Origin of the sequence: Nocardia jiangxiensis NBRC 101359 (genome assembly GCF_000308615.1) — a bacterium.
Classification (GTDB): domain Bacteria; phylum Actinomycetota; class Actinomycetes; order Mycobacteriales; family Mycobacteriaceae; genus Nocardia; species Nocardia jiangxiensis.
Genome location: NZ_BAGB01000041.1, coordinates 307050 through 333433 on the forward strand (window position 1 = coordinate 307050; position 26384 = coordinate 333433).

Here is a 26384-nt window from a genome sequence, read left to right on the forward strand (position 1 = left end):
GTCAGGCAAAAACCGCCAACCCCAAAGGTTTTCGGCGCGGCTCGTCGTTGCGCGCTCGAAGCGCATGGCCGAAGGCCGAGTCTCGAGCGCGCAACGACGAGCCTCCGGGCGCCGAAAACCCGCCGGAGCGAAGCGGAGGCCGAAATACAGCAGCGAAGCGGAGGCCGAAAATACAGCAGCGAAGCGGAGGCCGAAAATACAGCTAGTTGGGGCGGCCGACCTCGTAGGTGCCGTCGGACTTGGTGACCTTGATCGTGACGTTCTTCTGCTCGCCGCCGACCTTGAGTGAGCAGGTGAACGTCTTGCCGACCTCCACCTTCTGCCCGGACGGGCAGTTGACGTTCTGTACGTCATCGATGCCGTACGAGTCCTTGAGCACTTTCTGCACACCGGATTGCACGGCGCTGTTGTCCAGCTTGTCGCTGCCCAGAAAGACCACGGCCAGCACGACGACAACGACGATGACGACGACCGCGCCGATGCCGCCGCCGATGAGCAGACCGCGACGCGACTTCTTGCCGGTGGGCTGCAGGGAGGGCTGCTGCGGCTGTTCCTGATTCCACTGGCCGGACTGGTTCCACTGCTGTTGTTGCTGCGGCGGCTGACCCCATTGCTGCTGGGTTGCCTCCCACGGCTGCGATTGCGCGGGCTGCTGCTGCGGCCACGACGTCCCGCTGCCCTGCCCCCACTGCTGCTGACCGGCGGGCTGCTGACCGCTCCACTGCTGCGTCGGATCGGCATTGCCGGTGGCCTGCGGCGGCCAGGACGTCTGTCCCGGCTGACTCCACTGCTGCTGACCGGCCGGTTGCTGACCACCCCACTGCTGCGTCGGGTCGGCGGGCTGCTGACCGGTCCACTGCTGAGTCGGATCGCTACTGTGTCCCTCCCCTGGACCAGGGGTATCGTTCGGTCCGTACGGGCCGCTCATCTGCCTGCCTCCACTCGTCGTCGTACACACGCTTGCCCCCCGCGTGAGGTCGTCAGTCGCTCACCACGGTCGGTACTCGCAAGCATCAAATCACAGTTCGGCACTGTCTGTGCCCATTGGCCTACGCTGTGCTCCGGCGGGTTCGCGGCGCCCTGACAGCGCACCGATCCGCGTGTGAACACGAGCTGTGACATGCGCTCACGCCGAGTCGACCGCGACCACGCCGCGGCGGATCGCGCGGACCGCCTTGGAGGCCGTTCCCGCCACCTCGACATCGTCGGCGGTGTTGTGGATCTGGTCGAGCAGATCGATCACCTGACGGCACCAGCGCACGAAATCACCGGCCGAGAGCGCATTGCCCTGATCACCGCTGGCCAGCAGAGATTCGGCCAGGCCGTCGCCGCGGGCCCACTTGTGCAGTCCCGTCACGAAGCCCAGGTCCGGTTCCCGGGTCGGGGTGAGTTTGTGCTGGGCCTCGTCGGTGCGCAGCTCACTCCAGACGGTCATGGTCGCCGCGACCGCGCGCCGGATCGGGGCGGTCGGCCCCGCGGGGCCCAGATACCCTGTCTCCTGGCGTGATTCGTAGACCAGCATCGACACCACCGCGGCCAGTTCGGCCGGGCCGAGCCCGCGCCAGACGCCTTGGCGCAGACATTCGGCGACGACCAGATCGGCCTCGGTATAGATGCGCGCGAGCCGACGGCCGTCGGCGGTCACCTCGCCGGCATCGTCCACATAGCCGCGCTCGGTGAGCAATTCCACGATGCGATCGAAGGTGCGGGCCAGGGAATTCGTCGCGGCGGACACCTTCTGGCGCATGGCCTCGGTCTCGCGCTGCACGCGGTTGTAACGCTCGCCGACCCGCGCCAGCTGTTCCCGGTCCGGTCGCGAATGCGCCGGATGCGAACGCAACGCGCGCCGCAGGGTGGCCAGCTCACGGTCCTCGCCGCCTTTGGCCTTGGTACCGCGACGCTGCCGTCCGGGCGGGGTGATTCCGGTGCTGCGCAGGGCCGAGGCGAGGTCGCGACGGGTGCGGGCGGTCCGGTGGTCGACGTGCCGAGGCAGCCGCATCCGCCCCAGCGGTTGCGCGGGCGTCGGAAAGTCGGCGGCGGAGATGCGCCCGGCCCACTTGTCCTCGGTGAGGACCAGCGGACGCGGATCACCCGGCGACTGATCGGGTTCCAGGATCACCGCCAATCCCTGGCGCCGCCCACTCGGGATGGCCACCACGTCACCGCGCCGCAGCGAGGTCAGCGCCGCCACCGCCGCGCCGCGACGATCGGCGCGCCCCTGCCGTTCGATATCGCGCTCGCGCTGGGAGATTCGCTCCCGCAGCGACATGTACTCGAGGAATCCGTCGTGATCGATCTGCGAACGCAGTTTGCGCAGTTGGCCCTCGTTGCGCTCGATGCCCCGGACCAGCCCGACGACCGATCGGTCCGCCTGGAACTGCGCGAACGAACGTTCCAGCAGCGCCCGCGACTCCTTCGAACCCATCCGGTCGATCAGGTTGATCGACATGTTGTACCCGGGACGGAACGAGCTGCGCAGCGGATAGGTGCGGGTCGAGGCCAGACCGGCGACGGAGCTGGTGTCCACGTCGGGATTCCACACCACCACGGCATGTCCCTCGACGTCGATCCCGCGCCGCCCCGCCCGGCCCGTGAGCTGGGTGTACTCCCCCGGCGTCAGTTCGGCGTGCGATTCGCCGTTGAATTTGACCAGCCGCTCCAGCACCACCGTGCGCGCGGGCATGTTGATACCCAGAGCCAGTGTCTCCGTGGCGAATACGGCCCGAACCAGACCGTTCACGAACAACTCCTCCACGGTGTGCCGGAAGGCGGGCAGCATACCGGCGTGATGCGCGGCCAGGCCGCGGAACAGCCCCTCGCGCCACTCCCAGTACCCGAGCACGTCGAGGTCGGCGCGCGGCAGATCGCCCGTATGCGCATCGATGATCTCCGCGACGCGCTCGTGGTCGTCCTCGCGGCTCAGATCCAGCCGGGACCGCAGGCACTGCGCCAGCGCCCCGTCGCAGCCCGCGCGGGAGAAGATGAACGTGATCGCCGGGAGCAGGCCCTCCTCGTCCAGCCGCGCCAGCATCTCCGGACGGTGTACCGGACGGAAGTCGCGGCGCGGGCCGCCGCGATGGCGCGGACCGTTCCAGCTGTTCATCCGGTCGGCTTCCTCGCGGTGCTTGATGTACCGCACCAGATCCTCGTCGACGAGGATCTTCTGATCACTGGACTTCTGGTCGAACAGATCGAACATCCGCCGCCCCACCAGCACGTGCTGCCACAACGGCACCGGACGCGTCTCGTCCACGATGACGGCGGTATCCCCGCGCACGGTCTCCATCCAGGAGCCGAACTCCTCGGCATTGCTGACCGTCGCAGACAGGCTCACCAGCCGCACGTCCGGCGGCAGATGCAGGATCACCTCCTCCCACACCGCGCCGCGGAAGCGGTCCGCCAGATAGTGCACCTCGTCCATGACGACGTACGACAACCCTTGCAGCGCATCCGAACTCGCGTACAGCATGTTCCGCAGCACCTCGGTGGTCATCACCACCACCGGCGCATCCGGATGCAGCGACTGGTCCCCGGTCAGCAGACCCACCTGACCGCGGCCGTAACGCTCGACCAGATCCGCGTACTTCTGATTCGACAGCGCCTTGATCGGGGTGGTGTAGAAACACTTGCCGCCCGCGGCGCGAGCCAGGTGGACCGCGAACTCACCGACGACAGTCTTACCGGCCCCGGTGGGCGCGCACACGAGCACGCTGTGCCCGTTCTGCAGCGCCTCGCACGACTGCTGCTGGAACGGGTCGAGCGTGAATGTCAGTTCTGCGGCGAATACCGCGAGTTCGCCGATCGGCGACCGTTGTCCCACTCGTCAGAGCGTATCGGAGTAGTCCGACACCGGTCGCGGTGTTTTCTCCGGGCCGTCGGACAGAATCGCCGCCGCCGGATCGATCGGCTGGGCCGCAGCCACCGGCTCCACCTGCCCGACCCCATCGGTTCCGGTCAGCGGGGACGCCTGGTCGTCGGACAGCCCGTCCCAGTCCTCGCGCAGCCGCGCACGCCGCCTGTCGTTGATCCGGGACACCTGCACCGCCACCTCGAACAGCAAGGTCAGCGCGCACGCCAAGGCCAGCATCGAGAACGGATCCTGCGGGGTGACGATCGCGGCGAAGACGAACAATCCGAAGATCATTCCGCGCCGCCACTTCTTGAGCCGCTCGTAGGTGAGCACGCCGATGGCGTTGAGCCCGATGATCAGCAGCGGCGTCTCGAAACTGACGCCGAAGATGATCAGCAACTTGATGATGAACCCGAAGTACTGGGTACCGCTCAACGCGGTGATCTGGACGTTGTTGCCGATCGACATCAGGAATCGCAGCGCGTGGGCGACCACCCAGTACGCCAGCAGCGCGCCGACCAGGAACAGCAGCGCTCCGGAGGTCACGAACCCGACGGCGTACTTGCGTTCCTTGGCGTACAGGCCCGGTGTGACGAAACCCCAAATCTGATACAGCCAGACCGGGCTGGCCAGCACGATTCCCGCGGTCAGGCCGACCTTGAACCGGAGCATGAACTGCTCGAACGGTGCGGTCGCCAGCAGTCGGCAGGCGCCGTCGGCGCTCAGATTCGCCCGCGAGGAGGCGGGCAGCGAACAGTAGGGTCCGCGCAGAATGTCGCCCAGGCTGTGCACGCCGAGGAATCCGTACTGGTACCACAGAAATCCCAGCACGGTGGTGAGGCCGACGGCCAGCAGCGCCTTGAGCAGCCGCGAGCGCAACTCCTCGAGATGTTCGACCAACGACATGGTGCCGTCGGGATTCGTTCTACGTCGGCTGCGCCGGGGGTCGAACGGAATGCGCATGGGATCTCAATGCCTCGCTGCTCGCCGGACGCCGGACCTGAACGACTCACCCGTCGCCGTGACCGGTACGTCGCCGGTTCGGCGCGGGCTGAGCCGACGTGTCGGCTAGGCCTTGTGCACTTCCGGGTTCGGCTGGACCTGCGGGGCGGGCTGGGCCGGTTGCGAGGTGGGCAACTCCTGCGGAGCCGGCGCGGGGGCGGGCTGCTGTTGCTGTGCGGGCTGCCCACCCTCGGACTGCATCTCGCTCATCTCGCTCTTGAAGATGCGCAGTGAACGTCCGAGGCCACGAGCCGCGTCCGGCAGCCGCCTGGCGCCGAACAGCACCAGCACCAGGACCGCGATGATGATCCAGTGCGTCGGGCCGAATGTACCCATCGATAACCTCCAAAACTGTGGTAAGTCCGATGTTACCGGACCGGGAAGAACGATAACGCCCGTCAGGCGCGGTGCGATGGATGGGCGGGGTCCTCGGCCCCATCGCATTTCGCCGAACGCAACCGCGCCAGCAGATCGGGACCGGTCCACCGGCGCGAGTCACCCCGTTCGGCCACACCGATCAACTCCACCAGAGCGGCGTTGACCGGCGTCGGCATGCCGACCATCCGCCCCAGGCTCACGATCTCCCCCGACAGCCAGGCGATCTCGGTCTTGCGTCCCAGCGCCAGATCGTCCGCCATCGAGGAGCGGGCCTGGGGATCCACCGCGACCACCCGTCCGGCGAACCTGCTGAACAGCAGGTCGGGCACCGTGAGCAAGCGCACCATCAACTCCGGTGACAACAGCGTCAGCCGGGCCGGGCGGATCTGCGCCCGATGCATCACCGCCAGTGCCTCGGCCTGCGCGAGCGCCAGGCAACGCCGATAGTCGCGCTCGCCGAGTTCGGTGCGCAACGGCAGACCGGACAGGGCGTTGATCGGGTTGTTCAGGTTCAACAGCAGTTTGGCCCACTGCACCGGCAACAGATCCGCATGCCGTTCCAGCGGCAGCCCCGCACGAGCGAACAACGGCGCGAAACGATCCAGCGCCGGATCGTCGGCGACCGCCAGGCCACCGGCCGTGCCGCGATGGAAGATCCCGCCGTCGCGGTGCACGACGTTGAACATCACCATCCCGGCCAGCACCACGCACGCCGGCAGGATCTCCTTGATCACGGTGTCGTTGCCGATACCGTTCTGCAGACTCAGCACCACTGTGTCCGGACGCACCCGGCCCACGAGCTGTTCGGCCGACACCGCCGTCTGCGCCGACTTCACCGTGATCAGAATCAGATCCGCGGTCGCGGCCGAGGTGGGCTCGGTCGCCACGGCGAACGCGCCCGGCGCCACCCGGTCGGACCCGCCGTCCAGGTCGGTGAGCCGCAGGCCGTTCCCGGAGATCTCGTCCAGCAGACGCGGACGCCCCACGAAGGTGACATCGGCACCGGCCGCCGCCAACTTCCCTCCCACGAATATTCCGATGCTGCCGGCGCCGAGCACCGTCACTCGAAATGTCACGTGGGCCCTACCTCCTCGATCACTGTGTCTCCGTAGCCCGGGTCCTCGGCCAGTGCCGCATAGGCGTCCAGGGCGGCGCTCGACCGCTCTCGCACCGCCGTGACCAGCTCGGCCGGACCCAGTACCGTCACGCCGGAACCGAAGCCCAGCAACAATCGCGCCATCCAGTCCATCGTCGCGAACCGCATGGTGGCCTCGACATCGCCGTCGGGCAGCAGCGCTGTGCGCTGCATCGAATACTGATCGAGTACCCAGCCGTAGTCGGCGCGAATCCGCAAGTGCGCCAACGGGACCGCCGGATCGTCGGAGAACAGGTCCAGTGCGGCGGCCTCGTCGGTGGCGTGGCTGGGCGGGCGCGCGGGTTCGTCGAGTTCGGCGGCCTCCTCGATCCGGTCGAATCGGAACAGCCGCACGCCCTCGGCCCGGCGGGACCAGGCCTGCAGATAGGAGTTGTTGTCCACCAAGACGATTCGGATCGGATCGACCACGCGCTCGGAAACCACATCGCGGCTCGCGGAGTAGTACACCAGCCGCAGCGCACGATTCGCCGCCAGCGCCGACCGCACCGTCGTCACCGCCGGAGCCTCCAGTGGCGCAACCGATTCCGTCCCCGCCGACGTGCCGGTCCCCGCGATGGCCGCCTCGATCTTCGCCAGCGCCGCGTGCGCGGCCGTCGGATCCACCATGCCCGGCAGATCCGCGATCGACCGCAACGCCACCAGCAGCGCGGTCGCCTCGGTCGAGGTCAACCGCAACGGCCGGTCGATTCCCGCGGAGAAGGTGACCTCGACGCTCTCCTCGGAGAAGGACAGGTCGATCAGATCGCCCGGCCCGTAGCCGGGCAGGCCGCACATCCACAGCTGGTTGAGGTCGTTCATCAGCTGCTTGGTCGTCACGCCGAGATCCTCGGCGGCCTCGGCGGCGCTGATCCCCGGATTGGCCAGGAAGTACGGGACCATGTTCAGCAGGCGGGACAACCGCGTCGACAGCCGGCTGCTGCTCATGCGGGGGCTCCTGGGCGTCATGCCGGAACCTCTGTGCGTTCGAGCACCGATCGCAACCGCGCCACGACATCCGCGCGCAGCTGCGCCGGAGCCAGCACCAACGCGTCCGGACCGAGTCCGGTGATCAGCCGAGCCAGCCAATCGCGCGAACGTACCGGCACCTCCACAACCGCTCCCGTCCGCCCGGCGACCTCGCGATCCTCCACGACCGCGCCGAGACGGCGGATCTCCTGGCCGCGTCCGTCCGCCACCCACACCGTCGCGGTTCCCGTCACGGGCGCGGCTCCGGTCACCCGGGCGACCATCGCACGCAGATCCGCACCCTCGGGTTTACGGACCGCGTTCTCCGGACCGTACGCGGTGACATCCTCACCGATCCGGGACAACCGGAACGTGCGCACCGCGTCGCGAACGCGATCGTGCCCGACCAGATACCACCGTCCGTGATGGGTGACCACACCCCACGGCTCCACATCGCGCATCAGATACGGCGCACTGTGCGAATTGCGGTGCTCGAACCGGACCGCGCGTCCGGCGTCGATGGCGGCCAGCAACTTGCCCAGTGCCGCCTCCGACCCGCGCGTGCGCGCGGGTACGGCCGGAACCGAGGCCAGCGCCGCCTCGGGCTCGACATGGACCCCCGCGGCCCGCAGTTTCAGCACGGCCCCTTCCGCGGCGGCGGCCAGTTCTGGAGATTCCCACAGCTGCACGGCCACCGCGACGGCCGCGGCCTCCTGGCTGGTCAGATCGATATCGGGGAGCTCGTAGGCGTCCCGGTTGATCCGATACCCCTCCTGACTGGTGTACCGGCCGACCGGGCCGACCTCCAGCGGAATGCCCAGATCGCGCAACTCGTTCTTGTCGCGCTCGAACATCCGGCTGAACGCCTCGTCGCTGGCCGAGTCCTCATATCCGGCGACGCTGTCACGAATACGTTCGGCACTCAGAAACTGCCGGGTCGAGAGCAGCGCGATAACCAGATTCATCAACCGCTCGACCTTGGATATCGCCACTCGGACAAGAGTAATGCGATCGACCGCGTTGTTGTGCGCTGGTATCGCAATTTTCGCGACACGCACCCTTTCGCCGGCAGCGAACTCCCGGTGACCTCACACCCGCGGCCGTGCGCACTACCGCGCACGGCCGGGCGTCACATCGAGGCGATCAGGCGATCCACTCGCTCGTCGACCGAACGGAACGGGTCCTTGCACAGCACGGTGCGCTGGGCCTGGTCGTTGAGCTTCAGGTGCACCCAGTCGACGGTGAAGTCGCGGCCTGCCTCCTGCGCGGCGGTGATGAAATCACCACGCAGTTTGGCGCGAGTGGTCTGCGGCGGGGTCGTGACGGCCGCGTCGACCGCGTCGTCCTCGGTGACCCGCTTGGCCAGACCCTTGCGCTGCAGCAGATCGAAGACGCCGCGACCACGCTTGATGTCGTGATACGCCAGGTCCAGCTGGGCGATCTTGGGATCGGACAGGTCCATGTTGTACCGGTCCTGATAGCGCTGGAACAACTTGCGCTTGATCACCCAGTCGATCTCGGTGTCGACCTTCGCGAAATCCTGCGCCTCGACCGCGTCGAGGGTGCGGCCCCACAGATCCACCACCGCGTCGACCTGCGGATCCCGCTCGCGGTTGCGCAGATGCTCCACCGCGCGGGCGTAGTACTCGCGCTGGATGTCCAGGGCGCTGGCCTGCCGTCCGCCCGCCAGGCGCACCTGACGCCGACCGGTCAGATCGTGCGACACCTCGCGGATCGCCCGGATCGGGTTGTCGAGTGCGAAGTCCCGGAACGAGACGCCCGCCTCGATCATCTCCAGCACGAGCGAGGCGGTGCCCACCTTGAGCATCGTGGTGGTCTCGGACATGTTCGAGTCGCCGACGATGACGTGCAGACGCCGGTACTTCTCGGCGTCGGCGTGCGGCTCGTCGCGGGTGTTGATGATCGGCCGCGAGCGCGTGGTCGCCGAGGACACGCCCTCCCAGATGTGCTCGGCACGCTGGGACAGGCAGAACGTCGCCGCCTTGGGCGTCTGCAGAATCTTGCCCGCGCCGCAGATGAGCTGGCGCGTCACCAGGAACGGCAGCAGCACGTCGGAGATCCGGGAGAACTCGCCGGCGCGCACGACCAGGAAGTTCTCGTGGCAGCCGTAGGAGTTGCCCGCGGAATCGGTGTTGTTCTTGAACAGGTAGATATCGCCGCCGATACCCTCCTCCGCCAAGCGCTGCTCGGCATCGATCAGCAACTCCTCGAGCACCCGCTCACCCGCACGATCGTGGGTGACCAACTGCACCAGGCTGTCGCATTCGGCCGTCGCATACTCCGGGTGGGATCCGACATCGAGGTAGAGCCGGGCACCGTTGCGGAGGAATACGTTCGAGCTACGGCCCCAGGAAACCACCCGGCGGAACAGATACCGGGCCACCTCGTCAGGGCTCAACCGACGGTGACCGTGGAACGTACACGTCACCCCGAACTCGGTCTCGATCCCCATGATTCGTCGCTGCACACTATCGACATTACAACCAACCCATCCCCGAAAGTGGCTGTGCGAGCAAGTGGTTGCATACGTCTTCGCAACGATTTCCCCCGTGAGGGGCCGGATTCACGATCCCGGCCCGCACCGGGACAAGGCCCCTTACACTCGTGGACCACGAGTGTAAGGGGCCCGGCCTGCAGGCGATTACGCGGCTGCTACGAGTTCGACGGATCTCCTGCCGACGGTGTCTGCGGCTCGTCCGAACCTTCGGACTTCCCGGCCGAATCGGAGTCGGTCGTACCCAGCAAGGTGCGCAGCGCGGTGGGCGCGATGCGCCGGAACGCCCGACGCGGCCGCGACTGCTCGAGCGTGGCGACCTCGAGCGAACCGACGCCCAACGTCCGCTTCTCCTTGTCCGCGCCCTCGGGAACGGCCTTCTGCAGGGCCTGCACGGCGGTCTCCAGAGCGCTGGTCAGATCCAGTCCGGGCTGGTAGGTCTCCTTCAGCGCGGTCGCGATGGGATCGGTGTTGCCACCCATCACCACGTATTCCCGCTCGTCGACGATGGAGCCGTCGAAGTTGATCCGGTAGAGCACCGAGTCCGGTGTCTGCTCGGGATAGCCGACCTCGCCGATGCAGATCTCCACCTCGTACGGCTTGAGCTGATCGGTGAAGATGGTGCCCAGCGCCGAGGCGTACACATTGGCCAGGGCCCGGCCGGTGACGTCCCGGCGGTCGTACTGGTAACCGCGCAGGTCGGCCTGCAGGATGCCGCCCCGCCGCAGGCTCTCGAACTCGTTGTACTTGCCGACCGCCGCGAAACCGAGGCGGTCGTACAGCTCACTGATCTTGTTCAACGTCGCCGACGGATTCTCCGCGACGAACAACACACCCTTGTCGTACACCAACGCCACGACACTGCGTCCCCGTGCGATCCCCTTGCGCGCAAGTTCGGTCTTGTCGCGCATGATCTGTTCGGCCGACGCGTAGTACGGCAGTGTCATGCTGCAATTCCTTTCCGCATGCCCGGGCGGCCTACGTGGTTATGCTCCGCTGCCGCCTCCGGCCACTGACCGTTCATGCGGAGGCGCTCCCTTCTTCCGCCTCGCGCTCATCCGCGAGCGAACGCGCGATCTCCGCCAGCCGCTCCTCGGAGACCTCCACCGCGCCCTCGGCGTCGATCAGGACCGCCGTGGGGTAGATACCGCGCATCAGGTCCGGACCGCCGGTGGCGGTGTCGTCGTCGGAGGCGTCGACCAGCGACTGCACCGCGATCCGCAGGGCCTGATCGGCGTCGATACCACGGCTGTAGGTCTTCTTCAGCGAGGATTTCGCGAACATCGAGCCCGAACCGGTCGCCGCGTAGCCGAACCGCTCCTCGGTCCGGCCACCGACCACGTCGTAGGACACGATGCGACCGGCGTGGTCCGGATCGCTGGCCTCCTGGTCGTATCCGGCCAGGATCGGCACCGCGGCCATCCCCTGCAGGGCGGCGGGCAGATTGTCGCGCACCATCCTGGACAACTTGTTGGCCTTACCGTCGAAGGTCAGCGAGACGCCCTCGATCTTCTCGTAATGCTCCAACTCCACCGCGAACAGCCGGATCATCTCGACTGCCACGCCCACCGTGCCCGCGATCCCGGCCGCGGAATAGGTGTCGGTGATGTACACCTTCTCCATGTCGCGGCTGGCCAGCAGATTACCCTGGGTCGCGCGGCGATCGCCCGCGATCAGCGCACCACCGCGGTAGGTGATCGCGACCACGGTCGTGCCGTGCGGGGCCAGATCCTGCGACGCCGCCCCGCTGGGGGCGGCGTCGCCGGTGTTACCGAATCTGTTGGCGGGCAACAGTTCCGGTGCTGACTGACGCAGATGTTCGGTGAACGACGACAGCGCGTGCCCCGTGTGGAGCCGCATGGGGTCACCTGATGTCACTGGCCGCCCTTCTGAACGTATGCGCGCACGAAGTCTTCCGCGTTCTCCTCGAGCACGTCATCGATCTCGTCGAGCAGGTCGTCGGTGTCCTCCGCCAGTTTCTCGCGGCGCTCCTGCCCCGCGGCATCGACGCCGGCAGCGTCGTCGTCCTCGTCGCCGCCACCGGCGCGCCTGGTCTGCTCTTGTGCCATAGCAGCCGACCTCCTCTGTACTGATCATCGGCGAGTACCGGATACCTCCGATACTCGTCCCTCAACACTACCCAGCAGCGCGGACAACATGCCGGATTACCTCGCAATGTGCCCCCGCCGCAACGTGACAGCGGCCGGACATCGCACCCGGTGCGATGCCGATTCGACTGCTGCGGCGACGGCTAGGTGGTCAGCTGTTCCACCAGCTCCGCCGCGGTGTGCACACCGTCCAGCAGCTTGCCTACATGCGATTTGGTGCCGCGCCGGGGCTCGAGCGTGGGGATGCGCACCAGCGAGTCCCCGCCCAGATCGAAGATGACCGAATCCCAGCTGGCGGCCGCGATATCGCCACCGAACCGCCGCAGACATTCGCCGCGGAAGTAGGCGCGCGTGTCGGTCGGCGGGTTGGTCATCGCATCGAGCACCTGCTGCTCGGTGACCAACCGCTGCATCGAGCCACGCGCCACCAGACGGTTGTACAGCCCCTTGTCCAGGCGGACATCGGAGTACTGCAGATCGACCAGATGCAGTTTCGGTGCGGCCCAGCCCAGGCCCTCGCGGTTGCGCATACCCTCGAGCAGGCGCAGTTTGGCGGGCCAGTCGAGCAGGTCGGCGCATTCCATCGGATCGCGCTCGAGCAGGTCCAGCACGTGCGCCCACTTCTCCAGCAGATCGGTGACGCGGGCGTCGTCGGTGCCCTCGCGGCTGTGGTACTTGCCCACGCGATCGAGGTAGATCCGTTGCAGCGCAAGGCCGGTCAGCTCGCGACCGTCCGACAGCGCGACCGTCGCGCGCAGGGTCGGGTCATGGCTGATGGCGTGCACCGCGGTCACCGGACGCGCCAGTTGCAGATCGCTCAGATCCTCTCCCGCCTCGACCAGGTCCAGCACCAGGGCCGTGGTGCCGACCTTGAGGTAGGTGGACCATTCGGCGAGATTGGCGTCGCCGATGATGACGTGCAGGCGGCGGTACTTGTCCGCGTCCGCGTGCGGCTCGTCACGGGTGTTGATGATGCCGCGCTTGAGCGTCGTCTCGAGACCGACCTCGACCTCGATGTAGTCCGCGCGCTGGGACAGCTGGAATCCGGCCGTGTCACCGGACTGGCCGATGCCGACGCGGCCCGACCCGCAGATCACCTGACGCGAGGCGAAGAACGGAGTGAGTCCGACGATGATCTGGTTGAAGGGCGTGTCCCGGCTCATCAGGTAGTTCTCGTGGGTGCCGTAGGACGCGCCCTTGCCGTCCACGTTGTTCTTGTACAGCTGCATCGGGGCCGCGCCCGGCACGCTCGAGGCGTAGCGCGCCGCGGCCTCCATCACCCGTTCACCGGCCTTGTCCCAGATCACCGCGTCCAGCGGGTCGGTGACCTCGGGCGCGGAGTATTCCGGGTGCGCGTGGTCGACGTAGAGCCGGGCCCCGTTGGTGAGGATCATGTTCGCCGCGCCGACTTCGTCGGCGTCGATCACGGGGGCGGGCCCGTTGAGGCGGCCCAGATCGAAACCACGAGCGTCGCGCAGCGGCGATTCCACCTCGTAGTCCCATCGGGTGCGCTTGGCCCGTGGCACGCCTTCGGCCGCGGCGTAGGCGAGCACCGCCTGGGTGGAGGTGAGAATCGGGTTGGCCGAGGGCTCGGTGGGCGTGGAGATCCCGTACTCGACCTCGATTCCGATGATGCGCTGCATGAGTTGAATCGTAACCGCGTCGCGCGGCGTCACCCGGGCGGGCGGTGCACGGAACGGGCCGCGACCGGCCGGTGAACGGTGTGCACCTGGCGTGTTCCCGGCCCGGTGAACGACACGTCCGTGCAGGCCCGGGAGGATTCCCCGGTGTCGGTGGTCTGTGCCATCATGCCCATGTCCACACCGCGACAGCGAATATCACCGCCGCGGCGTGCGACGGACATTGTGCTCGGTTGTTCGCCCGGATCTCGATGTCGTCAGCAACGGGGGTAGATGAATGTCGATACCGCGGACCGCCCGCGTCGCCGACGATGCCGGGCAGGCGCCGCGGCGCGGCCGATTGCGCGGGTCGTCGACCTATGTGCTGGCCGGGTTGCTGGTACTCGGACTGATCTTCCAGGGGCGGCTCGCCGGCTGGATCGGTTCGAGCCCGAAACTGCAAACCGCCACAACGGTTTTCACCGGCGTCTTCGTGCAGGCTGTGCCCTTCCTGGTGCTCGGCGTGCTGATCAGCGGTTCGATCGCGGCGTTCGTCTCACCCGAGTTGCTGCGAAAGTTGCTGCCGCGCAACAGCACCGCCGCCATCGGCACGGCCGGGCTGGCGGGTATCGCGCTGCCCGGCTGCGAATGCGGTGTGGTGCCGGTCGCCCGGCGGCTGATGGATCAGGGCGCACCCGGCGCGGCGGCCTTCGCATTCCTGCTCTCGGCGCCCGCGGTGAACCCGGTGGTGCTGATCGCCACCGCCGTGGCCTTTCCGGGCCATCCTGCAATGGTGGCCGCGCGGTTCACCGGATCGCTCGCCACGGCCTTCGTCATGGGGTATCTGTGGGCCCGGTTCGGCCGCCCGGAATGGCTCACCGTCCGCCCGCGCGGACGCGGTCACTGTGCGGCCGGGCGGTCGCGGTGGGCCGTGTTCGCCGAGGCGGCGCGGCACGATTTCCTGCAGGCCGCGGCCTTTCTGGTGATCGGCGCGATGGCCGCGGCGGCACTGCACGTCCTGGTTCCGCCGACGTGGTACCGCCAACTGTCCGGGCAGATGCTGATCTCGATCGGGGTGCTCGCGCTACTGGCGGTGGTGCTGGCATTGTGCTCGGAGGCCGATGCCTTCGTGGCCTCCAGCATGTCCGGACTCCCGCTTCTGCCCCGACTGGTGTTCCTGGTGGTCGGCCCCGCCGTGGACGTGAAATTGTTCGCCATGCAGGCGGGCACCTTCGGGCGGCGTTTCGCACTCCGGTTCGCACCGGCCACATTCGTGGTCGCGACGCTGTGCGGATCGGCGGCCGGATATCTGTTCCTGGGTACGCGATGAGCCGGGCCGCACAGAATTTCGCCCTGCTGCTGATCGGCGCGGCGGTACTGAAGATCTCCCTGGACGGCACCTTCCTGCGGTACGTGCGGCCGGGCCTGCAGCCGTATCTGGTGCCCAGCGGAATCGCTCTGCTGCTGCTCGCCGCGGTGGCGATCGTGCGCGACATCCGCGGCCACGACGAGCCGCGAGACCATGCGGATCACCATCCCGGGCGACCGCAGTGGCTGCTACTCGCGCCGATCGCGACGCTGCTGATCGTCGTTCCGCCCGCACTGGGCGCGTCCTCGGTCCAGTCCGGCGCGACCGCGGCGGCCGGGATCACCCCACCCGCATCCGGCGGCGGGAAGGTCCGGTTCGCACCGCTGCCCGCAGGCCCGGCGCCGACCATCCGGATGTACGACCTGATCGACCGCGCCGCGTACGACTCCAGTGGCGAACTCGACCGACGGCAGATCACCGTCCAGGGATTCGTCATCCGCACCGAGGAGGACGGTAGTGCGCGCACCGACGGCACCCGTACCGGATTCGATCTGGCTCGCGTCGTGATCACCTGCTGCGCCGCCGATGCACAGACCCTGCGCATCCATCTCGACGGCGCGGTCACCCCGCTACCGGACGACACCTGGGTCTCGGTGCAGGGGCGGGTCGTGCCGAACAGCGCGACCCCGCAGGACAACATGACACCGACGGTGACCGTGACGCAGATGCGGACGATTCCCACGCCCGCCCGGGTCTACGGCTGAGCCTGCGAACCAGGCTCAGGATGCCGAACTCTCGGGACTGGCCAGCAGTACCGCGACGGGCGTGTCCCGAGCCAGCGGAACCCCGAGACTGCGCGCATTGCCCTCGAACAGCGCCAGGACCGATTCGGTGAGGATGGCTTCGATCTGCTCGCAGGTCAGTGCCGTCGCCGAATCCGCGCGCCAGCTGTTGACGACGCCGTCCACGAAACCGACCACCCCGAAGGCCATCGGCCGCGCACTCGCCGGATCGATACCGAACCGTGCCAGCGAGGAGGTGAACAGATCGGCCAGGCGCCCGCCGATCCGGTCCCGGGCTCCCGCGATCGCCTGTGACGAATCTCCCTGCGGCGCAATGCCGTCCAGGAATCTGTGCAGGCCGGGATGCCGGTCGACCCATTCGACGTAGGTGCCGACCGCACCGCGCACCGCATCCCGCACCGTGCCGTCGGCACGCAGCGCGGGCAGCAGCTCGTCCAGCAGTGCTTCCAGGATCCGCCGACGTATCTGCTCGTCCAGATCGGCGCGGCCGTCGAAATGCCGGTACACCACCGGGCGGGGCAGGCGCAGCCGATCCGCGATCTGCTGCACGGAGACATCGGCGCCGCACTCCTCGATCACCTCGACCGCGGCATCGAGCACCGCAGCGCGCCGACGTTCCTTGTGCCCGTTCCAGCGCGTACTGCGTCCGTCTACCCCGGACCGCGCCCCCGATGCGGTCCGCCGGGACGCGGACCTGCCACCGGTCTCGCTCACACGGCCACGATACCGGCCCGCGACATGGCCGATACGCCACGCAGGCGACTCAGAGCAGCGACCGCAGCGACTCGTCGTCCCGGGCGACCACCGCGCCGCGACTGCTCGCCACGATCGGGCGCTGGATCAGCTTCGGGTGATGGGCGAGGGTCTCGATCCAGTGCTCGCGATCCTCGGGCGTACGCGACCACCCCGCGATACCGAGTTCCTTCGCCACATCCTCGCCGGTGCGCGTGATATCCCACGGTTCGAGACCGAGCCGGTCCAGCATCGCCCGGATCTCCGCCGCACCGGGCGCATCCTCGAGATAACGCCGCTCGGTATAGGAGACCCCGGCCTCGTCCAGCGCCTGCTTGGCCGCACGGCTCTTCGAGCAACGCGGGTTGTGCCAGATCTCCATCTGCTCGGATGTCATATGCGCACCCTAGCCCGGCCCGGCGCCGGTCCGGCAGTCCCGCATACCGGCCCCGGCTGCCCGCGCCTCAGCCGCGACGACCGCCGCCGCTGGGCAGGAATCCGCCCGACGCGTCACGACCACCGTTTCGCGCACCCTGACGATGCCGTCGCCCCGGCGCACCCGCACCGGAACGATCCGCCCCGCCCGAGGGCCCATGCTGCGAATCCGACCGCTCGTGCCCGTTCCGCCTGCCCTCGGACGAGGTCGAATGCGTGTGCCGCACACCGGATTTCACGGCATGCCCGGACCTATCTCCCGCTCCACGAGCACCCGCATCCCGCGAGCCTCGCCCCGACTCGACCCGCTTACCATCCGAAACGTCCCGCCGCGCACCGGATTCCATGGCATCACGATTCGAGGACCGCTTCCCTGCCGTCGCACCCCGATCGGGTCGTCCGCCGCGCGGCGCATCTCCCCTGGCACCCGAATCCACGACATTGTCGCGACCACGCCAGGAACCCCGGTCGAATCGAGCCTTCTCGCCGCCCGCACCGTCACCCGAGGCGCGCGACCGGCGCTCGGTACCGCTGACCGACTGCGGCCCATCACTATTCGATGTTTCACGACGTTTCCGCCGGGCAACCGGATCGGACTTCGCGCCACGCGAGCCGCTACCGGAGCCACGCGACTCGAACGCGCCACCGGCCGAACTTCCCTGCGACACATCGCGGCTCGACTCACGACGATCCTGCAGCGTAACGGACTCCCCCTTCGGGCCGCGCCGACGCTCGCCGACGGGGCGCGCCTCGGCCGACCGAGCACCGGACTTCGCACCGCGGCCGTTCCGGGTAGGTGTGCCGATCTCTTCCACATTGCGACCATTTCGAACCGGCGAGTCCGATCGCGCACCGGAACGCCTTGTCCGAGCAGAGGTTCCGGCGCTACTCGGCGACTTCTGGACAGGAGCGGACGGCATGACGATCGGAGCGATGACGCCGATCAGGTCGCCGACCGCGCGCGAGTCCGCGGTGACGGACTGCGGGCGCACGGTGATCGCGGCCTTACGCAGCAACATCGCGGTGTCCTTGCGCTGATCGGGCAGGACCAGGGTGACCACATCGCCCGCACTTCCCGCGCGAGCAGTGCGGCCGGACCGGTGCAGGTACGCCTTGTGTTCGGCGGGCGGATCCACATGCACCACGAGTTCGACCCCGTCCACGTGCACACCGCGTGCGGCGACGTCGGTGGCCACCAGCACCCGCGCGGATCCCTCGGCGAAGGCCGCCAGGTTACGATCGCGGGCGTTCTGCGCCAGGTTGCCGTGCAGATCGACCGCCGGAATCCCTTCCGCGGTAAGCGTTTTCGCGAGCTTGCGGGCCTGATGCTTGGTGCGCATGAACAGGATCCGCCGCCCGCTGCCCGAGGCCAGCGCGCGGACGACGTCCTTCTTCACCGCCGCACTCGCGACCTCGAAGACGTGGTGCGTCATCGCGGCCACCGGCGAATGCGCCTCGTCCACCGAGTGCAGCACCGCATCGGGCAGGAAGCGCTTGACCAGCTTGTCCACGCCGTTGTCCAGGGTCGCCGAGAACAGCAGCCGCTGTCCGTCGGCCGGCGTCGCGGCGAGAATCCGGGTGACCCCGGGCAGGAAGCCCAGATCGGCCATGTGATCCGCCTCATCGATCACGGTGATCCCGACGCTGCGCAGGTCGACCAGCCCCTGCCGCATCAGATCCTCGAGCCGCCCCGGGCAGGCCACGACGATGTCCGCGCCCGCTGCCAGCGCCTTGACCTGGCGGTGCTGCGAGACGCCGCCGAATACGGTGGTGACCGTCATCGAGTGCGCCGCAACCAGCGGCTCGAGCGCGGTCGCGATCTGGGTGGCGAGTTCCCTGGTGGGAGCGAGGATCAGTCCGGCGGGACGGTGCGGACGGGCGGTCCCGGCCAGATCGTTCGAGAGGCGCGCCACGACGGGAATGGCGAATGCCAGTGTTTTGCCGCTGCCGGTTCTGCCTCGGCCCAGCACGTCACGACCGGCGAGAGTGTCCGGCAGGGTGTCCGCCTGAATGGGGAACGGCGTGGCGATACCGGCGTCTCGCAGAGCGCGCACCAGCGGTGCCGGTACGCCGAGCACGGCGAAGGACGCGGTCGCGGCAGCGCCGGACGCGGGTTCGGTGGAATTCACGGAGATTCTGATGTCTTTCGAGCAGGGTGCCGCCGACACGACGAAATCTGTTCGCGCGGGGCACACGGTGGCGAGATGGCCGATGGGCCATATCGATCGCCGCAAGGAGAGCCGGTGCCACAGCGCTGATACGCGGTGAGAGCAATCTACGACGCCGGATACGGGCGAACCGCATCCGATGATCATCGTAGCCCATCCGTAGCGCCCGAACGATTCGGTGTTGCGACCGTCACGAATATTTCTGCCCGACGGGCAATTTTTCCCGTCGAGCACTCTTGCCCGGTGGGCACTTTTCGGTCAGACTGGATGCATGGCCGACGAACAACCCCTCGGACTTCGGGAACGCAAGAAGCTCGACACCCGCAAGGCATTGAGCGATGCGGCACTCGAGCTGATGTTCGAACGCGGCCTGGAAAACGTTGTCCGAGAGGACATCGCCGCGCGGGCCGGAGTTTCGGTCCGCACCTTCAACAACTATTTCTCCAGTAAGTTCGAGGCTCTGGCGTATCGCCAGATCGAACGCGGGCGGCGCGCCGCGGAGCTCCTGAGCAACCGCCCCGCCGACGAGCCGCTCTGGACCGCGATCACCGAGTCGGTGATCGCTCCACTCGAGGCCGATGGCGCCGGGTGGGGCCCGCCGACACCCGCGATCCTGGCCGAGAACCGCAAATTGCTCGCCTCACCGGAGATGTTCGCCGCCTTCGTGCACGGCACGGGCGACGAACTGGCCACCGCGGTGGCCGCACGCACCGGCACCACACCTGCCGACCTGTATCCGAAACTCGTCGCGGCGGCGGTCAACGCCGCCTGCACCGCCGCGGTCGACGTCTACGTCCATGCCGACCCGCCCGAGGTCATCACCACGATCCTGCGCCGGGCCCTGACCGAACTGGCCCGGGGGCTGCCGGACCCGAGCGTCTGACCCACCGGTCACCGAAAACCACACAGCGGTAGCGCATTCGGTGCTTCCGTGATTCGCCGCACCCTTCTCCACTGAGAAAGCGCACCTATCGACAGGGGTTGATCAGTCATGTCCGAAACAACAACCGACGTCATCATTTCCGGCGCCGGGCCGAACGGCCTCATGCTCGCCTGCGAACTCGCCCTGGCGGGCGTCCAGCCGATCGTGCTGGACCCGCTGGAGGGGCCGAGTCCCGAGCCCAAGGCGAACGGCCTGATCGGCCAGGTGGTCCGGATGATGGATATCCGGGGGTTGTTCTCCCCCAACGAATTCGAGATCTTCGACGCCTCCCGAGCCGAACATCCCGAACCCATTCCGCACTACATGTTCAGTGGTCTTCCGCTGGAATTGTCTGCGCTGCAGAACAATCCGATGTACGGCTGGTCGATCCCGCAACCGCGCCTGATCGCGTTGCTGGCCGCGCGCGCCGAGGAACTCGGCGTACGGATCCGATGGGGAAACAAGCTCACCGACTTCCGGACCGACGGGGAGCAGATCGTCGCTGCGGTAGCGGGCCCTGAGGGCCCGTACCGCATCGCCGCCCGATACCTGGTCGGCGCGGACGGCGGAAAGAGCCTGGTGCGCAAGCAACTCGGGATCGCCTTCCAGGGCACCAGCTCCGACGATCGAATCACTCGATTCGCGCATGCCCACGTTCCGGAGGAGTTGCGGACCGGGGACGGCGGGATCGAGATCCCGGGGGCGGGCCGATTCAGCTTCGGCCACAACCGAGTCGAGCGCGGCATGTTCGTTTACGCCGAGATACTTCCGGGACGTCCGATGATCGGCGCGGCCGAGCACGGCTGCGATCCCGTCCCGGACGACGAGCCGGTGACGTTCGACGAGGTGCATCAGGCGGTCGAACGGGTCCTGGGCGTTCCGGTGCCGATCACACCGCCCGAGGGTCCGGGCCCACATGCGTTGCGCCGCACGGTCGGTCAGAACACCCTGCTCGCCGAACACTATCGGCGAGACGGTGTCCTGCTGTTGGGCGATTCGGCACACGTCCATTCGGCGATGGGCGGGCCCGGTCTGAACCTGGGTCTGCAGGATGCGATCAATCTGGGCTGGAAGCTCGCCGCCGTGGTGCGCGGTGACGCGCCGGAGGATCTGCTGGATACCTATGAGAGCGAACGTCATCCGGTCGCCGAGCGGGTCATGATGCACAGCCTGTCGCAGACCGCCCTGATCGCACCCGGCCCCGAGGTGACCGCACTGCGCGAACTCTTCAGCGAACTCATGCAGCTGCCCGAGGTCGCGAACCATCTCGCGAATCTGCTTGCTGGATCCGATGTTCGGTACGCGATCGGCGACGACCATCCGCTGTCCGGCCGTCTGGTGCCCGATCTCACCGTGACGACCGATGCCGGTCCGCTGCGGGTCGCCGAACTGCTGCGCACGGCGCGGCCGATTCTGCTCGACCTGTCCGGTGGTGCGGCAGCGCACGCACGCGAATGGGCCGATCGGGTCGATATCGTGACCGCCACCGCGGACGATGCGCCCGCCGCCGCGCTGTTGATCCGGCCGGACGGGTATGTCGCTTGGGCCACAGACGATTCCGATATCGACGGCCTGCACCGGGCGCTGACCCGCTGGTTCGGGCCCGCCCGCGCGCTGGCCGAGGTGACGGACTGAGCTACCCGGGAGGTATCGTCACCGGCGATGCCTCCCGGCACTTGGTCGCCGACGTCTGAACGTCTCTGCACCAACCGGATTACCGGTGTGGAGCACCGGGTAGGCGCTCCAGGACCGATAATCCGATGCGTTCACAGATGCATCCAGCGCGGCCATACCTGTGACCACGGCTTGCGCTGACCGGTGCATCTCCAGATGGTCACGTTCTGTGTATTACCCGGGAATCCGAGCCGGGTATCGACTCTGCCGATCGGCTCGACATGCTCGAACTGACTCTGCAATGCCGCCTCGGAGCCGCCGACCGCGAGGACCGCGGTAGCACCGTCGGGTGGTGTGGCGAAGTAGCCGAAACCACGACTCGGGCTGTAGATCGGCGGCAGGTGGGCCCGGCCGAGTTGATCCAATGCGCTTGCCTGCCAGTGGGTATCGCTGATGAGGATCGGGTGGGATCGCCCGGCCGGGGTCAGGCCGTCGTAGGCGCGGGTGACGGCGTCATCGAGTTCGGGCCAGCCGAATTGGCCGTAGACCCCGATCTGGACCGCGGCCTGGGCATCGTTGTGCGGCGGCGTGATCCGATCCGCCGACCGCCACGGCGTCGCCTCCAGAATCAGCATCGTGGCCGCAATCCCCAGCGCCACAAGGACAGTGGCCAGCGACCACCGCCACACCGAAGGAATCCGCCCGAGAACGGTCACCGCACCCACCGCACCGGCCGCGATCACCACCGCGTACATGCCAGCCGGGTAGTAGACCCGACCGCCGGTGATCATGAACGCCAGGTACAGCAGAAGCAGCGCTACGCCGAGAAAGCGGTATGAACGGAATATGTTGCGCCGCAGCAGAACCCAGATCCCGATCAGCAGCAGCGGCGTCCCCAGGAATCCGCACAGGATCACCGACATCGGGATGAACAGCAGTCGTCCGCCCAGAATCGCCTGCTCACCGGCGATCTCACCGCCCATGGCCAATTGCGGCCAGCCGTGTCCGGACTGCCAGAGCAGTTCCGGCACAGCGGAAATCACGACGATCAGCGCACCGACCCACAGCAGCGGCCGCCGCACCACCTCGCGCGGACCGGCGATCAGCGCACCGACAGCGACCGCGGCCCAGAAGAACGGGATCAGCCATTTCACCTGCAGATCGATCGCGGTGATCAGCGCCGCGATCAACAGCAACGCATCGCGGCGGCTGCGCACCCAGCACACCAGCAACCAGGTGATGATCACCCACAGCGCGGTGTCCACCGTATTCGTGGTCAGCATCGCACCCTGCAGCAGCAGGAAGGGCGAACTCGCGTATCCCGCTGCGGCCAGCACCTGGGCGCTGCGCCCGCCCCCGAACATCCGCGCGAGTTCCGCGCACAGCACGGTCGCAAGCACCGTCAGCGCCACCGCGGGCAGACGTAACACCAGATAGGACCCGGGGGCGAGGGTGTCCATCGTCCGCGCGATCAGCGGAAGTACCGGCCCCTGGTCCGCATAACCCCACCCCGGCCGTCGTCCGGCGGCCAGGAAGTACAGCTCGTCCCCGAAATACCCGTACCGCGAGGCAGCGAAGAGCAGCACCGCCGCGGCCAACACCGCGATGACGGCGATCGAGCCCTTCGCCCGCGGCGGAGTCGCGACACCGTCCTCGATCACGCGCTCCACCACATCGGTCATCGCGAACACTCCTGCACGAGTCCGGGCGGCCACCACGCCGTTCGCTACGGCGCGGGATGCGCCTCGACGTAACAGTCCGCGGACAGCGTGTGCAGCATCTGCCGCACGCCGATCGGTGCCCAGCCGACCTCCGCGTCGTGCCGCACGACCGGATCGGTGAGCGCGATGGTGCGTCCGTCGAGCTCGAGTTCGAATTCACCGGCGGCGAGAATGTTCTTGAGCCAGTCGACATCCCGGCCGTAGCTCAGGGCGATGCGATATCCGCCGTCACGGCTGAACACCGTCACCGGCGTGTGATATTCGCGGCCCGATTTGCGACCCCGATGCACGAGCACCCCGAGTCCGGGCATCCGCCCGGCAACCAGGCCCGCGACCGGATTGGTAACCCGCCGGTTGAACCTGGCCAAAGCCCGCGGCAACGGCATTGTTCGTCCCCTTCCCGAAATTCCTGCGCCCACAGGCTACGCGCGAACCCGCACAACCGCGCGCCATGATCGAAAACGCCCCCTGACACCGATCGCCGCACGCACGATCGTCGGCGGTCGCGGCGAATTGCGCTCTGCGCCTGGGATCATCCGCGCACGAATCTGATCGTGCGGCCGGGGCGAGCCTGAGCCAGGGCGTCGACATCGGCGTCCAGGACCGTGGCGATCACCGGGTAGCCACCGGTAATCGGATGGTCGGCGAGGAATACCACCGGCTGGCCGGAGGGCGGCACCTGGATCGCGCCCAGGGGCATGCCCTCGGTGGGGAGTTCGGCGTCGTCGATTCGGGTCAGCGGCGGGCGGTCCGGATCGCCCTCGAGCCGGATGCCCACTCGATCGGTGTCGGCACTCACCCGCCAGGATCCGGCGAAGAGATTCTCGGGACGGTCGTACCAGTCCTCGCGCGGGCCCAGTATCGCCCGCACGGTGAGCGTATCGGCGGTCAGGGGCGCGACCGGGGCGAGGTCGACCTCCGGCCAACGCCGCGGCGGCGGGCCCACCGGCAGCACGTCCGTTGCCCGCAGCGGTTCGGGTCCGATGCCCGCGAGAGTGTCACGGCAGCGGGAGCCCAGTACCGACGGCACCGCGATACCACCGCGCACGGCGACGTAACTGCGCAATCCGGTCGAGGATATGCCCAGCGCCAGACGCTGACCGACCCCCGGACGCAGCACAGAGGAATGCGCGGCCGGACGACCGTCCAGCGTGATCGGTGCGGGTGCGCCGGTGACCGCGACGACGGCGGGCGCACCGAACTCCACGATCAGCCCGCCCAGCAGACATTCGATCGCCGCGGCGGATTCGTCATTGCCAACCAACCGGTTGGCCAGGGTGAACGAGCGCCGATCGGCCGCTCCGGAAACACCGACACCGGCATGGAACCATCCCGGACGACCCGAATCCTGAATGGTGCTGAGCATTCCGGGCGCGACCACTTGCAGTACGGCCGTCGCCGAACCGTCCGGATCGGTGGGATACAGCAGTGAGCTCCGCCGGGTCATGCGGCGATCTCCACCGCGGTGAAGCGCACCCGAGTCCCGGGACGCAACAGCGCGGGCTCGGGCCGGTCGAGATCCCACAACGCCGTGGTCGTCCGGCCGATGATCCGCCAGCCGCCGGGTGAGCTGCGCGGATAGACGGCGCTGTACCCGGCCGCCAAGGCGACGGAACCGGCCGGCACCGCCGTTCGCGGCTGCTCGTGGCGCGGCACCGACAGCTGTGCGCCGGGCGCTTCGAGATATCCGAATCCGGGCGCGAAGCCGATGAATGCGCACCGCCACCGCGCGCCGGTGTGCCTGGCGATCAGCTCGGCCTCGGAGATACCGAGCAGGGCCGCGGTCTCCGTCAGGTCGACACCGTCGTAGCGCACCGGAATCTCCACGCCCGCACTATCTTTCACATCGTGAGCAGCGCGTTCCGATACCGTGTCGAATGCCGCGCGCAGCCGCCGGATCATCACCGCCACATCGACACCGGGCTGAAGCGTGATCAGTACCGTGCGCGCCGCCGGTAGGACGTCGCACACGCCCCCGACGGGATCGTCCCGCAGACGATCGATGAAGCCCATCAACTCGGCCCGATCCGACGGTTCGACCAGCAACGCTCGATCCCCGGCCTGCCGGATCATCAGCCCGGCCTCGCTCATCACACCGCTGCTCATGCGAATGCCCGTAACTCGACGCCCCGCTCGGTCAGCGCGCTGCGGATCGCCCGCGCCATCGCGACCGCGCCCGGTGAATCACCGTGCACGCACAGACTCCGCGCCGGTACCGCGACGGCGGCGCCGTCCACATCCCGGGCCTTGCCGTCTGATGCGATTGAAACAGCCTGTGCCACAGCAGATTCCGAATCCAGGACGCTACCGGGCCGACTTCGCGACACCAGGGTGCCCGCCGGCGTGTAGGCCCGATCGGCGAATCCCTCGGCGTGGAAGTCGATTCCGGCCGCGACGGCCGCGGCCTCGTGCTGAGATCCGGGCAGCCCCAGCAGGCTCAGCCCGCCGTACGTGGCCACTGCCGCCGCGATCGCCTGCGCGATGTCGGCATCCTCCGCCGCCGAGTTGTACAGCGCACCATGTGGTTTCACATATCGAACGCGATCACCGGCGGCGCGCGCGATGCCGTCCAGCGCGCCGATCTGATACAGGCATTCATCGGTCAACTGCCCGGCCGGCATCGATATCGCCCGCCGCCCGAATCCGGCCAGATCGCGGTAGGAGATGTGCGCACCGATCCGCACGCCGCGTTCGACGGCCATCGCGCAGGTGCGACGCATGATCGACGGATCCCCGGCATGGAATCCGCAGGCGATGTTGGCACTGGTCACGATGTCCAGCAGAGCGTCGTCGTCCCCCATCGCCCAGGCGCCGAACCCCTCCCCCAGATCACTGTTCAGATCGATCGTCATCGTCGCCTCCTTCGTCGAATACCACTGCCGCCCAACAGCTCCCGGCAATGGATCTCGGTCGGACCGAACAACGCCGACACCGCGGACCGAGCGCACCGCACCCGGCGGCTCCACCATCGCGACGACCCGGCATCCACAGCAGCGGAACACCCCGCCGACACCTGACCGGCCCCGTCGGTGACCACCCTGTCCTGCGCCGGGAACTGCACTCGCGAACAGCTCTGCCCAGTATGCCCCTTTCTGCGGGGCGATCAT

The 26384-nt window shown here is 68.0% G+C and carries 24 protein-coding genes; 4 read left to right on the plus strand and 20 right to left on the minus strand.

The annotated features are described in order from the left end of the window. Window positions 1–202: 202 nt before the first annotated feature. From ON40_RS15495 to dop, 12 genes are all read right to left on the minus strand, one after another. Complete coding sequence (locus ON40_RS15495) at window positions 203–928, minus strand: DUF4333 domain-containing protein (RefSeq protein ID WP_040823063.1); 726 nt, start codon at window positions 926–928, stop codon at window positions 203–205. A gap of 198 nt (window positions 929–1126) precedes the next feature. Further along, entirely contained in the window at window positions 1127–3820 is a 2694-nt protein-coding gene (locus ON40_RS15500) for a DEAD/DEAH box helicase (RefSeq protein ID WP_040823065.1), read from the minus strand. 3 nt (window positions 3821–3823) lie between these two features. Beyond that, window positions 3824–4813, minus strand: coding sequence for a twin-arginine translocase subunit TatC (gene tatC / locus ON40_RS15505; RefSeq protein WP_040823067.1), 990 nt, complete (start codon window positions 4811–4813; stop codon window positions 3824–3826). 105 nt (window positions 4814–4918) lie between these two features. After that, the gene (gene tatA / locus ON40_RS15510) at window positions 4919–5188 is read right to left on the minus strand and encodes a Sec-independent protein translocase subunit TatA (RefSeq protein WP_040823069.1); all 270 of its coding nucleotides are present in this window, start codon (window positions 5186–5188) and stop codon (window positions 4919–4921) included. A 62-nt stretch (window positions 5189–5250) separates the two neighbouring features. Next, window positions 5251–6306, minus strand: coding sequence for a 2-dehydropantoate 2-reductase (locus tag ON40_RS15515; protein WP_051193142.1), 1056 nt, complete (start codon window positions 6304–6306; stop codon window positions 5251–5253). Further along, window positions 6303–7310, minus strand: a complete 1008-nt coding sequence (locus ON40_RS15520; protein ID WP_040823072.1) for a helix-turn-helix transcriptional regulator — start codon at window positions 7308–7310, stop codon at window positions 6303–6305. The genes ON40_RS15515 and ON40_RS15520 overlap by 4 nt, the downstream gene beginning before the upstream one ends. Window positions 7311–7327: 17 nt before the next feature. After that, on the minus strand, window positions 7328–8323 hold the full coding sequence (locus ON40_RS15525) for a helix-turn-helix transcriptional regulator (protein ID WP_083895655.1): 996 nt from the start codon (window positions 8321–8323) through the stop codon (window positions 7328–7330). Between the two features lie 137 nt (window positions 8324–8460). Then, window positions 8461–9819 (minus strand): Pup--protein ligase, encoded by a 1359-nt coding sequence (gene pafA, locus ON40_RS15530; RefSeq protein ID WP_218008796.1) that lies wholly within the window; start codon window positions 9817–9819, stop codon window positions 8461–8463. Between the two features lie 185 nt (window positions 9820–10004). Then, on the minus strand, window positions 10005–10793 hold the full coding sequence (prcA, locus tag ON40_RS15535; protein ID WP_040823075.1) for a proteasome subunit alpha: 789 nt from the start codon (window positions 10791–10793) through the stop codon (window positions 10005–10007). 73 nt (window positions 10794–10866) lie between these two features. Next, entirely contained in the window at window positions 10867–11706 is an 840-nt protein-coding gene (prcB, locus tag ON40_RS15540; RefSeq protein ID WP_051193143.1) for a proteasome subunit beta, read from the minus strand. A 14-nt stretch (window positions 11707–11720) separates the two neighbouring features. Further along, window positions 11721–11915: a ubiquitin-like protein Pup gene (locus ON40_RS15545; RefSeq protein ID WP_040823079.1), complete on the minus strand. Its 195-nt coding sequence runs from the start codon at window positions 11913–11915 to the stop codon at window positions 11721–11723. A gap of 182 nt (window positions 11916–12097) precedes the next feature. Beyond that, entirely contained in the window at window positions 12098–13597 is a 1500-nt protein-coding gene (dop, locus tag ON40_RS15550) for a depupylase/deamidase Dop (protein ID WP_040823081.1), read from the minus strand. A 274-nt stretch (window positions 13598–13871) separates the two neighbouring features. On the opposite strand from dop, the gene ON40_RS15560 reads away from it, so the two are divergent. Together ON40_RS15560 and ON40_RS15565 are read left to right on the plus strand one after the other, a co-directional pair. Further along, complete coding sequence (locus ON40_RS15560) at window positions 13872–14903, plus strand: permease (protein ID WP_040823085.1); 1032 nt, start codon at window positions 13872–13874, stop codon at window positions 14901–14903. Continuing rightward, the gene (locus ON40_RS15565; RefSeq protein ID WP_040823087.1) at window positions 14900–15646 is read left to right on the plus strand and encodes a TIGR03943 family putative permease subunit; all 747 of its coding nucleotides are present in this window, start codon (window positions 14900–14902) and stop codon (window positions 15644–15646) included. The genes ON40_RS15560 and ON40_RS15565 overlap by 4 nt, the downstream gene beginning before the upstream one ends. Window positions 15647–15661: 15 nt before the next feature. Here ON40_RS15565 and ON40_RS15570 read toward each other — a convergent pair whose 3' ends face one another. The 3 genes from ON40_RS15570 to ON40_RS49860 all read right to left on the minus strand — a co-directional run bounded on the left by ON40_RS15570 (window position 15662) and on the right by ON40_RS49860 (window position 18981). Continuing rightward, the gene (locus ON40_RS15570; protein ID WP_040823090.1) at window positions 15662–16399 is read right to left on the minus strand and encodes a TetR/AcrR family transcriptional regulator; all 738 of its coding nucleotides are present in this window, start codon (window positions 16397–16399) and stop codon (window positions 15662–15664) included. 49 nt (window positions 16400–16448) lie between these two features. Continuing rightward, window positions 16449–16814 carry an arsenate reductase family protein gene (locus ON40_RS15575; RefSeq protein WP_218008797.1) on the minus strand — a complete coding sequence of 122 codons (366 nt, stop codon included), beginning with the start codon at window positions 16812–16814 and terminating at the stop codon, window positions 16449–16451. Between the two features lie 67 nt (window positions 16815–16881). Then, entirely contained in the window at window positions 16882–18981 is a 2100-nt protein-coding gene (locus tag ON40_RS49860) for a DEAD/DEAH box helicase (RefSeq protein WP_245567817.1), read from the minus strand. A gap of 310 nt (window positions 18982–19291) precedes the next feature. Here ON40_RS49860 and ON40_RS15585 point away from each other — a divergent pair, with 310 nt between their 5' ends. Together ON40_RS15585 and ON40_RS15590 are read left to right on the plus strand one after the other, a co-directional pair. After that, window positions 19292–19903, plus strand: a complete 612-nt coding sequence (locus ON40_RS15585; RefSeq protein ID WP_040823093.1) for a TetR/AcrR family transcriptional regulator — start codon at window positions 19292–19294, stop codon at window positions 19901–19903. A 108-nt stretch (window positions 19904–20011) separates the two neighbouring features. Beyond that, the gene (locus ON40_RS15590; protein ID WP_040823095.1) at window positions 20012–21577 is read left to right on the plus strand and encodes an FAD-dependent monooxygenase; all 1566 of its coding nucleotides are present in this window, start codon (window positions 20012–20014) and stop codon (window positions 21575–21577) included. 131 nt (window positions 21578–21708) lie between these two features. Here the strand turns inward: ON40_RS15590 and ON40_RS15595 are convergent, their stop codons facing one another. The 5 genes from ON40_RS15595 to ON40_RS15615 all read right to left on the minus strand — a co-directional run bounded on the left by ON40_RS15595 (window position 21709) and on the right by ON40_RS15615 (window position 26129). Then, a complete protein-coding gene (locus tag ON40_RS15595; RefSeq protein ID WP_040824171.1) occupies window positions 21709–23238 on the minus strand; it encodes a glycosyltransferase family 39 protein in 1530 nt (509 codons plus the stop codon). 44 nt (window positions 23239–23282) lie between these two features. Beyond that, window positions 23283–23663, minus strand: coding sequence for a nitroreductase family deazaflavin-dependent oxidoreductase (locus ON40_RS15600; protein WP_040823097.1), 381 nt, complete (start codon window positions 23661–23663; stop codon window positions 23283–23285). Between the two features lie 146 nt (window positions 23664–23809). Further along, window positions 23810–24724 carry a 5-oxoprolinase subunit C family protein gene (locus tag ON40_RS15605; protein ID WP_083895657.1) on the minus strand — a complete coding sequence of 305 codons (915 nt, stop codon included), beginning with the start codon at window positions 24722–24724 and terminating at the stop codon, window positions 23810–23812. Beyond that, window positions 24721–25383, minus strand: a complete 663-nt coding sequence (locus tag ON40_RS15610) for a 5-oxoprolinase subunit B family protein (protein ID WP_083895658.1) — start codon at window positions 25381–25383, stop codon at window positions 24721–24723. The genes ON40_RS15605 and ON40_RS15610 overlap by 4 nt, the downstream gene beginning before the upstream one ends. After that, the gene (locus ON40_RS15615; protein WP_040823099.1) at window positions 25380–26129 is read right to left on the minus strand and encodes a LamB/YcsF family protein; all 750 of its coding nucleotides are present in this window, start codon (window positions 26127–26129) and stop codon (window positions 25380–25382) included. Before ON40_RS15615 ends, ON40_RS15610 begins: the two co-directional genes overlap by 4 nt. Window positions 26130–26384 lie beyond the last annotated feature (255 nt).

What these genes read in the sequence shown, in the direction of transcription:
- ON40_RS15495 (WP_040823063.1), bottom strand. Translation starts at nt 928, where the DNA reads ATGAGCGGCCCGTACGGACCGAACGATACCCCTGGTCCAGGGGAGGGA.
- tatC (WP_040823067.1), bottom strand. Translation starts at nt 4,813, where the DNA reads ATGCGCATTCCGTTCGACCCCCGGCGCAGCCGACGTAGAACGAATCCC.
- tatA (WP_040823069.1), bottom strand. Translation starts at nt 5,188, where the DNA reads ATGGGTACATTCGGCCCGACGCACTGGATCATCATCGCGGTCCTGGTG.
- ON40_RS15520 (WP_040823072.1), bottom strand. Translation starts at nt 7,310, where the DNA reads ATGAGCAGCAGCCGGCTGTCGACGCGGTTGTCCCGCCTGCTGAACATG.
- prcA (WP_040823075.1), bottom strand. Translation starts at nt 10,793, where the DNA reads ATGACACTGCCGTACTACGCGTCGGCCGAACAGATCATGCGCGACAAG.
- prcB (WP_051193143.1), bottom strand. Translation starts at nt 11,706, where the DNA reads ATGCGGCTCCACACGGGGCACGCGCTGTCGTCGTTCACCGAACATCTG.
- ON40_RS15545 (WP_040823079.1), bottom strand. Translation starts at nt 11,915, where the DNA reads ATGGCACAAGAGCAGACCAGGCGCGCCGGTGGCGGCGACGAGGACGAC.
- dop (WP_040823081.1), bottom strand. Translation starts at nt 13,597, where the DNA reads ATGCAGCGCATCATCGGAATCGAGGTCGAGTACGGGATCTCCACGCCC.
- ON40_RS15560 (WP_040823085.1), top strand. Translation starts at nt 13,872, where the DNA reads ATGTCGATACCGCGGACCGCCCGCGTCGCCGACGATGCCGGGCAGGCG.
- ON40_RS15565 (WP_040823087.1), top strand. Translation starts at nt 14,900, where the DNA reads ATGAGCCGGGCCGCACAGAATTTCGCCCTGCTGCTGATCGGCGCGGCG.
- ON40_RS15575 (WP_218008797.1), bottom strand. Translation starts at nt 16,814, where the DNA reads ATGACATCCGAGCAGATGGAGATCTGGCACAACCCGCGTTGCTCGAAG.
- ON40_RS15585 (WP_040823093.1), top strand. Translation starts at nt 19,292, where the DNA reads ATGGCCGACGAACAACCCCTCGGACTTCGGGAACGCAAGAAGCTCGAC.
- ON40_RS15590 (WP_040823095.1), top strand. Translation starts at nt 20,012, where the DNA reads ATGTCCGAAACAACAACCGACGTCATCATTTCCGGCGCCGGGCCGAAC.
- ON40_RS15595 (WP_040824171.1), bottom strand. Translation starts at nt 23,238, where the DNA reads ATGACCGATGTGGTGGAGCGCGTGATCGAGGACGGTGTCGCGACTCCG.
- ON40_RS15600 (WP_040823097.1), bottom strand. Translation starts at nt 23,663, where the DNA reads ATGCCGTTGCCGCGGGCTTTGGCCAGGTTCAACCGGCGGGTTACCAAT.
- ON40_RS15605 (WP_083895657.1), bottom strand. Translation starts at nt 24,724, where the DNA reads ATGACCCGGCGGAGCTCACTGCTGTATCCCACCGATCCGGACGGTTCG.
- ON40_RS15610 (WP_083895658.1), bottom strand. Translation starts at nt 25,383, where the DNA reads ATGAGCAGCGGTGTGATGAGCGAGGCCGGGCTGATGATCCGGCAGGCC.
- ON40_RS15615 (WP_040823099.1), bottom strand. Translation starts at nt 26,129, where the DNA reads ATGACGATCGATCTGAACAGTGATCTGGGGGAGGGGTTCGGCGCCTGG.